The organism is Paracoccus lichenicola (genome assembly GCF_009708075.1).
GTDB lineage: Bacteria > Pseudomonadota > Alphaproteobacteria > Rhodobacterales > Rhodobacteraceae > Paracoccus > Paracoccus lichenicola.
The window spans coordinates 1-12,356 of the sequence record NZ_WMBT01000007.1 but is presented as its reverse complement, the minus strand read 5'-3'; the positions used below and the strand labels follow the sequence as shown (position 1 = coordinate 12,356).

Below are 12,356 nucleotides of genomic sequence, written 5' to 3'. Positions count from 1 at the left end.
AAGCCCAATGCCTCATGCCCTGGAACTGGACCTCGCCGCGCTGGCCTGACTTCGCCTATGACGCGGCAGCGATGGAGCCGCTGGAACGCCGCTTCCTGCTCGCCTCGGGCGAGATCGTCGGGGCCGTGCGCCATGTGGACGACGCCGACCGCGACTGGCTGCGCATCGACCTGCTGAGCGACGAGGCCGTCCGCACCAGCGCCATCGAGGGCGAGATGCTGGACCGGCTCAGCGTCCAGTCCTCGCTGCGCCGCCAGTTCGGACTGGCCCCGGACGAACCCTTGGCCCGGCCGCGCGAACGGGGGGTGGCGGGGATGATGGTCGATGTCTATTCGACCTGGGCCGCGCCCTTGGACCACGAGACGCTGTTCCGCTGGCACCGCTTCCTGCTGGCCCATGACCCCGTGCTGGAAACCGTCGGCGGATACCGGCGGCACGCGGACGCCATGCAGATCGTCTCGGGCCGCCCCGACCGCCAGGTGGTCGATTTCGAGGCGCCCCCCTCGGCCCGCGTGCCCTTTGAGATGGACCGCTTCATCGCCTGGTTCAACCGCACCGCGCCCGGTGCCGCGACCCCGCTGCCCGCCGTGACGCGCGCGGCCCTGGGGCACCTGTGGTTCGAATCCATCCACCCCTTCGAGGACGGCAACGGCCGCCTGGGCCGCGCCCTGGCCGAGAAGTCGCTGGCCCAAAGCGTCGGCCAGCCCAGCCTGATCGCCCTGGCGCACCAGATCCAGCGCAACCGCAAGGCCTATTACGACGCGTTGGAACGCCACCAGAAGACCCTGGACGCGACCGGCTGGCTTGTGCATTTCGGCAAGACGATCCTGGCCGCCCAGCAGACCACCCTGGCGCGCGTGGGTTTCCTGATCGCCAAGGCCCGCTTCCACGACCGTTTCCGCGGGCGGCTCAACCCCCGGCAGGACAAGGTGATCGCCCGCCTGTTCCGCGAAGGCCCGGACGGCTTCACCGGCGGTCTCAGCGCCGAGAACTATCTTGCGATCACCCGCACCTCGCGCGCGACCGCCACGCGCGACCTGCAGGATCTGGTGGAAAAGGGCGCCCTGTCCCGGCGGGGCGAACGCCGCCACACGCGCTATGCGTTGAGGCTGGACTAGGCCCTGCGACGCGCCCTGCCCGTTAGGTGAACGTATGCACCGACAGCCCAGGGCCGCCATCCGCCCCCTTCTGGAACACATGGATCGCCACGACGCCCCATGGCTAGCCTGCGCCCTGGGCGTCCTTGCCCCTGGTGTCGTCGCCCCGCGCTTCGATCAATTCCAGCTTGCGCCCCGTGACGCCCATGTCGAAAGGCCCGCTGAAGAACGCCTCGATCGCCTCGGGTCCCTGGATCACGTCACGCCCGGCAGGCAGAAAGAGCGCGTCCTGCCCGTCAAGGGCCGCGACAGCCTTCGCATCCCGTGCCGAACAGGCTGTCCTGACATCATCGGCGGGATCCGCAGCCGCCGAGGTGGCTGCAAAGGCGCACAGCACCGCAGTCATCGAGGTCAAGGATATGACCATGACTCTTTCCCAGGCTGTCGATTTTCGGGGCTTCGCGGGCGCAGAGGGTTGGTCCGCAACGGCACCCTCATACATTCATGGAACACGCAAGGAAACGGTCGTTTGATTGCGATTATTTATCGGGCGGTTCGAGCAGATGCTCCTATTTTGCCGCCTGCTCCACAGTGAAGTTGCTGCCGATCTGCCCTTGTTTTCGAATTCGTGCGATGCCCGCCGCTCCTATCCAGCAACCTCTCCGAAAACTCTCGTGTGATCCGCACGCAGATGAATTGTTGCGGTTCCGAGCAAGAAAGGCCTTGGATATCTACGGCAGCATCCGGTCGCAGATTGCCTGGGCTGTTTCTGCCACAAGCGCGCGTGCCTCCTCTGCGGACAGGCCTGCCATGTCGAACAGCGCGATCATGGCCTCGGCCCCGGTCGCCATGCCAAGGGCGGCAGCAAGGGAGCGTGCCTGTTCGGGGCGGATGTCTGTTTCGCTTTCCAGGGCGCGCATGAAGGCTTGGATGCGGCGGGTCCCACGACACGGTGTTCTGCCGTCGGGCGATTGCGCCGTCGCCTGCAGGTTCAGGCCAAGATAGGTGCGGAAGGCCGTCTCGTTCGCCACGGCCAGGTCGAAGAAGTAAAGACTGATGGCAACCAGCCGGTCACGCAGGGCGGCAGCATCTCCGACGATGTCCTCATAGGATGCCGCCTTCAGATGCAGGCCCGCCTCGGCTGCCAGCAGCACAGGATCCGAGAAATAGCGGTAGGCCGAGGCCTTCGAGATGCCTGCCTCGTGCGCCGCTGCCGTGACCGTCAGGGCCTCGCCGCGCATCAGGAGGGTGCGTGCCGCGTCCAGCAAGGCCGCCCGTGTTTTCTTCTTCTGATCTTCCCGCTGCATCACGGCCACCTCATGAGACAAATGTCTTGTCAGAATCATCATCCAGTTACAAGACCCGAGTCTTACGAATGACAACCGATAAGAGGAACACGACATGACTGCTCCGCGGACTTATGAATCAATGGGGATACTCTTCAGGTTTCATGCCTTCCCTGGTTATGCTCGGACGCAAGACAGTCGAGGAAGCGAAAAGACCCTGGCGGTTCAGCAGGTGCAGGACTTTGTAGATAAAGCTGACACCAAGGATGATTTAGTATCAGGCGATTGAACCGTTACCCGCCTTTACTCGTTGGCCCGCGATACCATGCGGGGGACATCGTGCGGGGGCAGGTAGGACCATGACGCCGAGATGGCCGGAACGGCTGTGGCTGGTACGCCACGGGCAAAGTGCAGGCAATGTCGCTCGCGACAAGGCGCATGAGGCTGGACAACGTCGCATCGACCTGAGCGCCCGCGACGTGGACATCCCGCTTTCGGCCTTGGGCCGTGACCAATCGCGCGCACTGGGTCGATGGTTTGCCGAAGGGGAAGAGGGCATGCGACCCAATGTCTTGATGTGTTCTCCTTATCTGCGCGCGCGACAGACTGCCGAAATATTCCGGAAAGCCGGCGGTTGCCGGGGAACCCTGGGCCTGCGCCTTGATGAGCGCCTGCGCGAGAAGGAGTTCGGTATCCTTGACGGGCTGACGACCATGGGCGTGCGCGAGGAAGAACCGCAGCAGGCTGAGCTGCGCTTGCTCCTTGGCAAGTTCTACCATCGCCCACCCGGCGGCGAGAGTTGGTGCGACGTGATTTTCCGCCTGCGCTCGCTGCTTGACACCATTGGGCTTCATCATGGCGGCTGTCGGGTCATGATCGTTGCCCATCAGGTCGTGGTCCTGTGCCTGCGCTATATCATCGAAGGGTTGACCGAAGAGGAAATCCTGGCGATTGACGCGGAGGGGGACGTGGCGAACTGTTCTATCACGGAATACTGCTTTGCCGAAACCGCCGAAGGCGACGGCGAAATGAAGTTGCTGCGCTACAACGTCATCGCGCCGATGGTGGCCGACAAGACGCCGGTCACCTCCAACCCCGACGCCATTGCAGGCAGCCGATGAGCGGGGCGCCGATCACGCTGGACGCGGCATGGCTGCGGGCGCATCCGCTGCCGGTCCATGAGGATGTGGACAAGAACGCGCGCGGTCGCGTGGTGCTGATCGGCGGCTCGGCGCGGGTGCCGGGGGGAATGCGCCTCACCGCCGAGGCGGCGTTTCAATCGGGCGCCGGCAAGGTGCAACTGGCCGTGCCGGACATGCTGGCGATCCCGCTGGGCGTGCTGCTGCCCGAGGCGGGGATGTTCGCCCTGCCCACGGACGAGACCGGCGAAATCGCGGGCACCGGCCCGGTGGAACAACTGCTGGACCATTGCGATTGCTTGGCGATCGGCCCGGCGATGGGGTCCGCCGATGCGGCGGGGCGGGTCCTTGACGCGGTCCTGCCACGGGCCGAGGAGTGCCGCGTGATCCTCGACGCGGCGGCGGTGGCCGCCGGCCATGACCGCCTGCCGCTGCTGCGCCGGATGACGGGCCGCCTGATTCTGACGCCTCATGCCGGAGAGATGGCGGCGCTGACCGGCGAAGACCGGGATGTGGTGACGAAAAACCGTGCAAAGATGGTTGTGAGACTGGCAAGGGATCTGGGCGCCGTGGTGCTGCTGAAGGGGCCGACGACGATGCTGGCGAACCCACAGGGCGAAACCGCGCTTTACGGCGGCGGCGGCGCGGGACTTGCCACCGGCGGTTTCGGGGATGTGCTGACCGGGATCATCGCCGGGCTGAGCGCGCGGGGCCTTGGGCCTTGGGAAGCCGCCTGCTGGGGCGTCTGGCTGCACGGCGAGGCGGGCCGCAGATTGTCCGAGCGTCACGGGCCGATGGGGTTTCTGGCGCGGCAGCTTCCCGCCGAGACGCCAAGCTTGATGCGCGGGATCTAATTACAAGGTCGTGCTCTTTCTAAAGGCACCGCCGACAACCGCGAAGCGGTGCGGGCCACCTATCTGTCGATCCGAGGCACGCGGCAAGGGCGCTATCATCTCGTCGCCGAATGGCTGCTGGACAGCCGGGAAACCGAGCCTTACAGGAGCTGTCCAGATGGACGCCCACTTCTTTGTCTCTTGCAAAATCGCAAGCCTTCAAACCGACCCATACGAACAATGGCCGGTTCAGCTTAGCAATGGCAGGGGGGGGCCGGCGTCGCGCTTACGATTTGCCGACATGGCGCAAAGTCAAACTTGCCCATTTGGATAGCTGTCCGAAAAGCCAAATTCCTTCCGGAAAGATCATGCGCTAGTTGAACGATGTAGCAGCTTAAACGTCAAGAGTTGAGAACCCACCGAAGTCTGCTGATTTCGAAAGCTTACTTAAGACTTTAAAGAATTTGGTTTGTAACGAGTGATTTGTCATGTTTTTTCAGCAGCGGTTCTTGGCCGAAATACCGGCCCATGTCTTCTTCTTTGACCCACTTCACAGGCTTTATCGCGACTCTTTCAAGCGTTCGCTTGATATCCTTTTGGTGCTGATGGCATTACCGATAGTCTTGCCACTTGTTCTGGTGCTGGCACTGGTGGTTGTTATTAATGGCGGCAGTCCCTTTTACTCGCAGGAGCGGGTTGGTCGTGATGGGCACCGCTACCGGATGTGGAAGCTCCGCAGCATGGTGGTCGATGCCGACGATCGGCTGCAGGACCATTTCGACACCAATCCCGAGGCGCGCGCCGAATGGGATGAAACCCAGAAACTGCGCCACGATCCACGCATTACGCGGTTCGGTCGTTTCCTGCGCAAAAGCTCGTTGGATGAGCTTCCTCAGCTTTGGAACGTCCTGATCGGTCACATGAGCCTGGTCGGTCCCCGTCCGATGCTTCCTGAACAGCAGGCCATGTATCCGGGTTCCAGCTACTATGGACTGCGGCCGGGCCTCACCGGCCTATGGCAGGTGTCGGAACGCAACCAGTCTACCTTCGCATCTCGGGCCAGGTACGATGATGATTACGAGCGATCGATCAGCTTGCGCACTGATGCCTTGGTTATCTGGCGCACTGTCGGCGTTGTCATGGGGGCGACTGGCCTCTAGCCATGAACAACGAAAGTCTCACCAGGGGCCAGATCTTCAGGAGTAGCTCGCCCCCTAACCGGCGATTTTCAAATCAGTCTGACCCAAGCATCAAGCCAAGCTGCTTCAACGTTGACCAACAAGTGGAGTGAACCCCATGGGCTGGACCACAGGACCCTGACAAACTGATACGCTGGACGGGTCTTGATCGGAGAAGGCCCATGACAACACGCAGTTCCTACCGCCGGCATTCCGCGCCATTCAAGCTGCAACTCTGCCAGGACATCCGCGCCGGCGTACTGGGGCGGCGCGATGCGCAACGCAGCCACAGCCTCTCCGCCAACCTCATCCAGCTGTGGCTGACCGAAGTCTTGACCGGGGCGAGCTGAATGACGAGGAAGCCGAAGAAAGCGTCATCGCCGAGCATGAAGCCCGGATCGCCGCGCTTGAGCGGAAGGTGGGTCAGTTCACGATGGATCCGGATCTTGCCAAAAAACATCGCGGAGCCTGGGCGCGAACGGCAGCGAGAAACCTTCGCGATCAGTGGCCCGCAGGCTGCTCCGTCAGACGGGGTGCAAGGCCATGACCCTGCCGCGCAGCACGTATCACTATCGTTTGACCGGGAAGCATGGAACGCTGACGGACGCCGAACTTGCCGCCATCATCGAAGACATTCAGGATGAGCTGCCCTGCTATGGCTATCGGCGCGTGACCCACGAGCTTCGGCGCCGGGGACTTGGGATCAACCACAAGAAGGTAGCGCGGGTCATGCGAGAGGCGGGACTGGGCATCAAGCCCCGCAGGCGCTTCGTGCGCACCACCGACAGCCGACAGGACGGCCCGATCTTCCCCAACCTGTATCGCAACATCATTCCCGATCGGCCGGACCAGGTCTCGGTCGCGGACTTCACCTATATCCGTGTCGCCACGGACCTTTGCTACCTGGCCATCATTCTGGATGCCTGCAGCCGCAAGGTCATAGACCATGCGCTGTCGCGGCACCTGGACACGGAACTGGCGCTTGCTGCCGTGCACGCGGCGGTCATGAGCAGAAACCCTCCCAGGGGCTGTATCCATCATGCCGACCGCGGCTGCCAATACGCCTCTCGTGATGTTCTTGAGGCTGCAGGCTTGCGCGGCTCGATGAGCAGCGCCGGTAACGCCTATCACAATGCGAATGCCGAGAGCTTCATGAAGACCCTGAAGGTCGAGGAGGTCTACCGGGCCGGATACGAGACCTTTGCCGATGTGGCCGCCCGCTTGCCGATGTTCATCAAGCAGCTCTACAACGCGAAAAGACTGCACTCAGCCCTCGGCTATCGAACCCCCGAGGAATTCGACACCCTGTTCGCCCAAAAGGCGGCTTGGTTCAGATGGCGTAATGTGGTCCAGCCCAAGGGGTTCATATCCGGCTCAGTTCTGAGTGGAAATCTGACAATCCTATTGCGAGAGGTTCCGGTCATGTGTAAAATCAGGCCACATGAGGGTCTTAACCCGGTAAGTTTGTGGCAGTGCATAAGGTTGGCAAGTTGCGCTAGGATATGTTTGTAAAAATACATAAATTTGCAATCGAAGTTGGTTGGTTGTAATGGAAATTGTAGAAGGTAATTATTGAATGCCCTCAATTGATATTGTCAGGCTGGACGAGAACCCACACGAAACCGTCAGTGGCATTCGGAACGATACGACCTCGCGCGGAGTCGATTTAGACGGTGCTGCGATCACGGCCACATATGCTGACGGCTCTACCGAAATCCTGACATGGCGTGCATTGGACCCATACACCTTTGGCGGAGCTACCGGCACAAACATCGACATGTCCTTCGGTTTTGATTGGCATGATTTATCTACAACCAAACTTCTGAAGTCACTTCAAATTGACTTGCAGCCTGCAAGTTCCGTATTCGATACGAATTTAGACAGTGATGATCATCCGGTTGGAAATTCTACGCCCAGTTCGTTGAGTGGCTATCCTTTCAGATTGGCTCCAGAGTATGAAGAAATTACCGGTAACTTGACGGTAACTTATTCAGGGATTGTAAACCTGACGGGAAGTCCAGCCGTCGGAGATCTTTATACGACCATGGTTATAGACTTCTCCAGGCTCGCTGCTGGCGGCCTTGTGGGTGACCTGAGATGGAACTCTGACATCGACACCATGAGGGATGCCGGTGACTTGGTACCATCCCCTGTGACTTGTTTCGTCCGTGGAACGTTGATCACTACGGACTGCGGTGATGTGCCCATCGAGAACTTGAAATCAGGCTGCAAAGTGCTGACTCAGGATAATGGCTTTCAAGAGCTTGTCTTAACGATGAGCCGGATCATAGGAGCAAATGAGCTTCGAAAGAACGCAAAGCTTTATCCGATACGGATCACTGCTGGAGCATTGGGCTCGGGGTTGCCCAAAAGAGATTTGGTTGTGTCACGCCAACACCGCATGGCCGTAAAGTCCGATATCGTCAGACGCATGTTCGGATCAGCGACCGCTCTCGTTGCTGCAATAAGATTAACCGAGTTGCCAGGAGTTCATGTCGAGAACGCTGTCGAGAGCGTAGAATATTTTCACCTCGTCTTCAAAAGACACGAGGTGATATTTGCTGAAGGTGCACCAACCGAAAGCTTCTTGATGAACTTTGAAACCCAAAAGACACTAAGCAAGGCGCAGCGGGAAGAATTTGTGTCACTTTTTCCGGAGGTTCGTGAAATCGGTTCTTCTGGAACCCCAGCACATACAATTCCATCGCGTATGCTGCAAAAGGAACTGGTCCGACGGCATATGAAGAATGAAAAGGATCTTCTTTCGCTATAGGTGGGCGTAGATTTCCGCCCAGAAGTGATCCACAAGTGAATGTTTTTGGTGCACTTTGCTACCAACTGGCTGTCATGCCGGTACTCGCCGGGTTCGATACAGTGGCTGACCGGCTGCGGGTGCTGATCGGTATGACCAACCGCCGCGTCATTGTGGAGACGGGCGAGGTCAAGCACACACCATCCGCCGGAACGGTAAACTGCAATACCATGCCGATCCTAGCATGACGCAACTTCCCGCAGTAATCGCAACGGTTCATTGTCCATTGCCGCCAGTCCTCTGAGCGCCAAGCAGCGCGCACATGCCGGCGGATTGAATTACAGTTCCAGTCTCTTGACAGGGATATGGCTGGAAATGGGTGATGGGGATCTCAGGTTACTGCACGTCCGCGGTCTGCAGCAGGTCGGTGATCCGACGTACAGCGGACGCAGGCTTCGCCGTGGTCGAGGCCGCTTATGCGACCCAAGTTATGGGAGTATCTGAAGCTCTGTGTATCTGATCGGACCCATGCGGTTTTCAGATACGGTCAAGCGTCGAAGCGTCCTGCAAACATCATGGCCAGTTGATTGCGGGCGGCAACCCAGTCCCGGACGGTACGGCCGCGCTTCTCGAAGTTGCAGATGGCCAGGAAGATCAGCTTGGTGGCGGCCTCCTCTGGGCGATGTTAACGTCCGAGGTCAAACAACAGCGATCAAGATCTTTACGCTGACATGAAAAATGCCTTTGTAATGACGTGCGTCTCGCTGGGCCAATCTAAGTAGCCTGTATCGAGGAAGGTTCCTTACATCGCGCGACTGCGGCGCGCTTCCGGGTGTCAGCCAGCGTTCGCGCCGGTAGCGGACAAGCTCGGCCGAGATTGCCAGTTCGCGGGCCAGGCAAGTTTCAGAGTCCCTGAAGCGCGATCCTGCTGGAGCCTCGACCGTCAGCACCCCCTCTCGGCTGACACGGTCCGTATCGTGCTTGGGACCCCTTGGCCGACGTGTCCCGCCTGGCTTGGCCGGGGTTGCGGTTCGTCGTCTTTTCTATGAAGGACTGTTTGAACGGCGACCGCTGCGGGACAGGTTCTTCAGCCGCGCGCTCTCGTCGCGCAGATCCTGGGTCTCGGCTTGCAAAGCAGCATGGGCCGTTTCGGCCCTGTCGAGCTGACCCTCTGGTTCGGCCACCTGCGCCTTGAGGGCGCCAAGCCACTGCGACAGATTGACAACGAGCCGGCGCAAGGCGTTGGGCGGCAGCGTCCCAGATCCATCGTCCGAAAGCGGGCTCATGCCATGTTGAATCAGACATCCGTCACAAGCGCAACGATCATGCCCGAAACCTGCCCCGGTTGCTAACTGGGGCAGGTTCCCGGGTAGTTCGGTTCAGGCTGGCCGGACGGCAACGCGTTCCGGGAGAAACGGGATCCGCCCGGCCGAGCCGTCGAGGCCGGGGCGATCTCCCAGGTCGGGGAGGAGGGAGAGGTCGAGATTTCGCCAGGTTTTCAGCAGCCCAAGCACGACATCGAGGCCTGTTGCGGCGCCTTGCCCGAGAGCTGGCCCCTGCCGGATCACAGCAGCAGATCCCCTGCGCTGAACCCGGTCATGCCGGCCAGATAGATCTGCATGTCGGCGCGGGCATCGCCCGAGACGTCGATGTTGACCACGCGTGTCGATCCGGTGGCGGTCACCCAAACACCATGGGTCACGGGCTTGGCGCCACCCCAGTCAAAGGCCTGGTTCCCGGCCATTCCCGGATCGGCGTCGATGGCCGACAACGATATGCGGTCGACGCCGCGCTCGAAGCCGATGATGCGGTCCGCGCCGGACGCGCCGGTGCGGGCATCTGCAGGGGAGGTGAAGACGAAGGTATCGCGGTCGCCGTCCTTCAAGGCCGACAGGCTGCCCCACAAGGTATCGGCTCCCGTTCCGCCGGTGATCCGGTCCGCACCATCGCCACCCCGGAGGTTGTCGTTCCCCGCCCCTCCGGCCAAGCTGTTGGCAAGGCCGTTGCCGACCAGCACATCCCTGCCTGAGCCGGAGGTGACATTCTCGATGCCGACCAGCCGGTCCAGTCCGTGCCCGGTTTTCTGCTGCGCGGTCATAGCCAGCCGCACCGTTACTACAACCGAGCCGGCATAGACGGCGGTATCCACACCCAGGCTACCGTTCAGGACATCGTTTCCCCCTCCGCCTTGCAGAAGATCGTGTCCCGCGCCGCCCGCAAGCAGATCGTTGCCATCGTCGCCCGCCAGGGTGTCGTTGCCGGCGCCGCCCTCCACCCCGTCATGGCCAAGGCCCCCGCGCAGGCGGTCATTGCCGCCAAGCCCGAACAGCCGGTCGTTGCCCCCGCCGCCCTCCAGGACATTGGCCCGCATGGTCCCCGTCAGGCGGTCGTTGCCGCCCAGGCCGGCCAGCGTTCCGGTCACGTCCACGCCAAGAACATCGTCGCCCGCAGTTCCGCGCCCCAAAACGCGCATGGCGACGCCGTCGTCGTCATTGTCGATGCTGTCGCTCGTGTAGGTGACGACAAACCCGCCGCCGCGCAGCGCCGCGACCTCGGGCGTTTCCTGGTCGTCGTAGTCGAAGCGGTTGGTGCCGATCTCGAACGCGCCGGTCACGGGCGTGCCCGCGGCCGAGAACAGCCGCCCGAAGACGTCCCTACCGTCGCCGCTGTCGGGGCCATAGGTGCTCCAAGCCAGCATGATCTCGCCGGTATCCAGCTGCGTCAGGCTGGCGTCCTCGAAGCTGTGCGAGGGGATGTGGACCGCCTGCCTCAGCGTGACGCGATGGCCGGCCGCGTCAAAGGTCGCCAGCATCAGGAAGCGGCCGTCCAGGGCATCGTCGTAGCGAAAGGCGTAATCCTCGGCCACGACCGCGAAGCCGCCATTGGCCAGGGCGGTGACGTCATAGCCCGAGTTCGTCTCGTATCCCGCGCTGCCGGTAGTGCGCAGCAGGTGGAAGTCGCTGTTCAGCAGGCGTCCGTCCGCCGCGAACAGGCTGGCGCGGATGTCGTTGTCGCCCGCGCCGCCATCGTCGATCGTCGCCTCGGACCCCCAGACGATGACGACGCGGCCATCGGCAAGGGTGGCCGCGCGGGTGACGAGCTGGTCGAACGCGGCCTCCTGCGTGTTCAACCGCCGGTCGCCGGTAATGGCCTGCCCGCTGGCCGAGTAATGACGCACCCTCACGTCGTCGAAGGTCGGCCCGCCCGAGGAGTCGATGCCCCAGGACAGGGTGAAGCCGCCATCCCCCCGAGCCGCGACATCCGGGGCGATGGTCCGAAAGGAGCCAGCCACATCGGCGGCAATCACCGGCGAGCGTGCGGTGCCGTCGGCATCGAACACCCGCGCCCGGGTGCGCGCGCCGTTCGTGAAGATGTCGTCCTGGTCGGCGAAGGTCCATGTAACGACATAGCCGCCATCTTTCAGGACCGCCACGCTGGCATCGCCGGAGGCGGTGTCGTCGATGGCGCTGATGACCGTCTCGGGGCCGTGCAGCGTGCCATCGGCGTTGAACCGCTGGGCCGCGACATAGGTGAAGTTCAGGTCCGAGTCGTCGTAATTGTTGAAGTAGCCTTCATAAACGATGATCCAACCGCCGGAAGGCAGCGCGGCGACATGCGGCTCTCGCTGCCAGTTGCCTTGGTAACCATTGACCCGATATTCGACCATCCGACCCAATCCCTCGTGCTTCTGTTCCCCCAACAGACTGACAGGGCAGCGGGCATGAGGCTAGCATGGAAGGGATCATCAAACAGCGTCATGTTCGATGCTGCCTGCTTCCCAAGTGCATGACCGCGCGCAAGCGCGAGCGGAGTGACGGTAAGAACGCGTCGGCAAGACATGCCTTCTGCCAACGCAGGGGCAAGCGAGCAGCCGTTTTTCCGCTCCCGCTGTAGGGTGGGATTTCATGCGGGTGGTATGAAACTCAGAAAGCCCGAGCATGTGGGGAAAATGAAGACGCTACTCCAAACACGACCTTGACTGCTGTGTAAGCGCGCCACCCGCCATCACGCAGCCCCCCTTGTTTGATCGACCGCAAAGACGGGGCGCAGGGTCTTGCGCGATGATGCCGG

13 protein-coding genes and 1 pseudogene are annotated in these 12,356 nt (G+C 61.7%); 8 read left to right on the top strand and 6 right to left on the bottom strand.

Annotated features, from left to right (window positions below; translation table 11 throughout):
* The first annotated feature begins 14 nt into the window (after positions 1 to 14).
* Positions 15 to 1,118, top strand: a complete 1,104-nt coding sequence (locus GIY56_RS12035) for a Fic family protein (protein ID WP_154765106.1) — start codon at positions 15 to 17, stop codon at positions 1,116 to 1,118.
* Positions 1,119 to 1,221: 103 nt separating this feature from the next.
* On the opposite strand, the gene GIY56_RS12030 is transcribed toward GIY56_RS12035, so the two are convergent.
* Positions 1,222 to 1,524, bottom strand: coding sequence for a Cif family virulence factor (locus tag GIY56_RS12030; RefSeq protein WP_230312464.1), 303 nt, complete (start codon positions 1,522 to 1,524; stop codon positions 1,222 to 1,224).
* Between the two features lie 304 nt (positions 1,525 to 1,828).
* Entirely contained in the window at positions 1,829 to 2,404 is a 576-nt protein-coding gene (locus GIY56_RS12025; protein WP_154765105.1) for a TetR/AcrR family transcriptional regulator, read from the bottom strand.
* Positions 2,405 to 2,498: 94 nt separating this feature from the next.
* Here GIY56_RS12025 and GIY56_RS12020 point away from each other — a divergent pair, with 94 nt between their 5' ends.
* The 4 genes from GIY56_RS12020 to GIY56_RS12005 all read left to right on the top strand — a co-directional run bounded on the left by GIY56_RS12020 (position 2,499) and on the right by GIY56_RS12005 (position 5,515).
* On the top strand, positions 2,499 to 2,672 hold the full coding sequence (locus GIY56_RS12020; protein ID WP_154765104.1) for a hypothetical protein: 174 nt from the start codon (positions 2,499 to 2,501) through the stop codon (positions 2,670 to 2,672).
* A 70-nt stretch (positions 2,673 to 2,742) separates the two neighbouring features.
* Complete coding sequence (locus GIY56_RS12015) at positions 2,743 to 3,504, top strand: histidine phosphatase family protein (RefSeq protein ID WP_154765103.1); 762 nt, start codon at positions 2,743 to 2,745, stop codon at positions 3,502 to 3,504.
* Positions 3,501 to 4,376, top strand: coding sequence for an NAD(P)H-hydrate dehydratase (locus tag GIY56_RS12010; RefSeq protein WP_154765102.1), 876 nt, complete (start codon positions 3,501 to 3,503; stop codon positions 4,374 to 4,376). The genes GIY56_RS12015 and GIY56_RS12010 overlap by 4 nt, the downstream gene beginning before the upstream one ends.
* Positions 4,377 to 4,843: 467 nt before the next feature.
* Complete coding sequence (locus GIY56_RS12005) at positions 4,844 to 5,515, top strand: sugar transferase (protein ID WP_154765101.1); 672 nt, start codon at positions 4,844 to 4,846, stop codon at positions 5,513 to 5,515.
* A gap of 217 nt (positions 5,516 to 5,732) precedes the next feature.
* Here the strand turns inward: GIY56_RS12005 and GIY56_RS12000 are convergent, their stop codons facing one another.
* Complete coding sequence (locus tag GIY56_RS12000; protein ID WP_154765100.1) at positions 5,733 to 5,993, bottom strand: hypothetical protein; 261 nt, start codon at positions 5,991 to 5,993, stop codon at positions 5,733 to 5,735.
* 83 nt (positions 5,994 to 6,076) lie between these two features.
* On the opposite strand from GIY56_RS12000, the gene GIY56_RS11995 reads away from it, so the two are divergent.
* The 3 genes from GIY56_RS11995 to GIY56_RS11985 all read left to right on the top strand — a co-directional run bounded on the left by GIY56_RS11995 (position 6,077) and on the right by GIY56_RS11985 (position 8,533).
* Positions 6,077 to 7,045: an IS3 family transposase gene (locus GIY56_RS11995; protein WP_154765099.1), complete on the top strand. Its 969-nt coding sequence runs from the start codon at positions 6,077 to 6,079 to the stop codon at positions 7,043 to 7,045.
* Positions 7,046 to 7,109: 64 nt separating this feature from the next.
* The gene (locus GIY56_RS11990) at positions 7,110 to 8,306 is read left to right on the top strand and encodes a Hint domain-containing protein (protein WP_154765098.1); all 1,197 of its coding nucleotides are present in this window, start codon (positions 7,110 to 7,112) and stop codon (positions 8,304 to 8,306) included.
* Positions 8,307 to 8,380: 74 nt separating this feature from the next.
* On the top strand, positions 8,381 to 8,533 hold the full coding sequence (locus GIY56_RS11985; RefSeq protein ID WP_154765097.1) for a hypothetical protein: 153 nt from the start codon (positions 8,381 to 8,383) through the stop codon (positions 8,531 to 8,533).
* 299 nt (positions 8,534 to 8,832) lie between these two features.
* Here GIY56_RS11985 and GIY56_RS19000 read toward each other — a convergent pair.
* From GIY56_RS19000 to GIY56_RS11975, 3 genes and pseudogenes are all read right to left on the bottom strand, one after another.
* Positions 8,833 to 8,961: pseudogene (locus GIY56_RS19000) on the bottom strand (IS256 family transposase); the annotation flags it as partial.
* Between the two features lie 367 nt (positions 8,962 to 9,328).
* Positions 9,329 to 9,571 (bottom strand): hypothetical protein, encoded by a 243-nt coding sequence (locus GIY56_RS11980; RefSeq protein WP_154765096.1) that lies wholly within the window; start codon positions 9,569 to 9,571, stop codon positions 9,329 to 9,331.
* A 278-nt stretch (positions 9,572 to 9,849) separates the two neighbouring features.
* Positions 9,850 to 11,952 (bottom strand): calcium-binding protein, encoded by a 2,103-nt coding sequence (locus GIY56_RS11975; protein ID WP_154765095.1) that lies wholly within the window; start codon positions 11,950 to 11,952, stop codon positions 9,850 to 9,852.
* Positions 11,953 to 12,356 lie beyond the last annotated feature (404 nt).

Bases quoted from the DNA above. Each gene is read 5' to 3' on its own strand.
- GIY56_RS11975 (WP_154765095.1), bottom strand. From the start codon at position 11,952: ATGGTCGAATATCGGGTCAATGGTTACCAAGGCAACTGGCAGCGAGAG.
- GIY56_RS12010 (WP_154765102.1), top strand. From the start codon at position 3,501: ATGAGCGGGGCGCCGATCACGCTGGACGCGGCATGGCTGCGGGCGCAT.
- GIY56_RS12025 (WP_154765105.1), bottom strand. From the start codon at position 2,404: ATGCAGCGGGAAGATCAGAAGAAGAAAACACGGGCGGCCTTGCTGGAC.
- GIY56_RS12005 (WP_154765101.1), top strand. From the start codon at position 4,844: ATGTTTTTTCAGCAGCGGTTCTTGGCCGAAATACCGGCCCATGTCTTC.
- GIY56_RS11995 (WP_154765099.1), top strand. From the start codon at position 6,077: ATGACCCTGCCGCGCAGCACGTATCACTATCGTTTGACCGGGAAGCAT.
- GIY56_RS12000 (WP_154765100.1), bottom strand. From the start codon at position 5,993: ATGTTTTTTGGCAAGATCCGGATCCATCGTGAACTGACCCACCTTCCG.
- GIY56_RS11980 (WP_154765096.1), bottom strand. From the start codon at position 9,571: ATGAGCCCGCTTTCGGACGATGGATCTGGGACGCTGCCGCCCAACGCC.
- GIY56_RS11990 (WP_154765098.1), top strand. From the start codon at position 7,110: ATGCCCTCAATTGATATTGTCAGGCTGGACGAGAACCCACACGAAACC.
- GIY56_RS11985 (WP_154765097.1), top strand. From the start codon at position 8,381: ATGCCGGTACTCGCCGGGTTCGATACAGTGGCTGACCGGCTGCGGGTG.
- GIY56_RS12015 (WP_154765103.1), top strand. From the start codon at position 2,743: ATGACGCCGAGATGGCCGGAACGGCTGTGGCTGGTACGCCACGGGCAA.
- GIY56_RS12035 (WP_154765106.1), top strand. From the start codon at position 15: ATGCCCTGGAACTGGACCTCGCCGCGCTGGCCTGACTTCGCCTATGAC.
- GIY56_RS12030 (WP_230312464.1), bottom strand. From the start codon at position 1,524: ATGGTCATATCCTTGACCTCGATGACTGCGGTGCTGTGCGCCTTTGCA.
- GIY56_RS12020 (WP_154765104.1), top strand. From the start codon at position 2,499: ATGACTGCTCCGCGGACTTATGAATCAATGGGGATACTCTTCAGGTTT.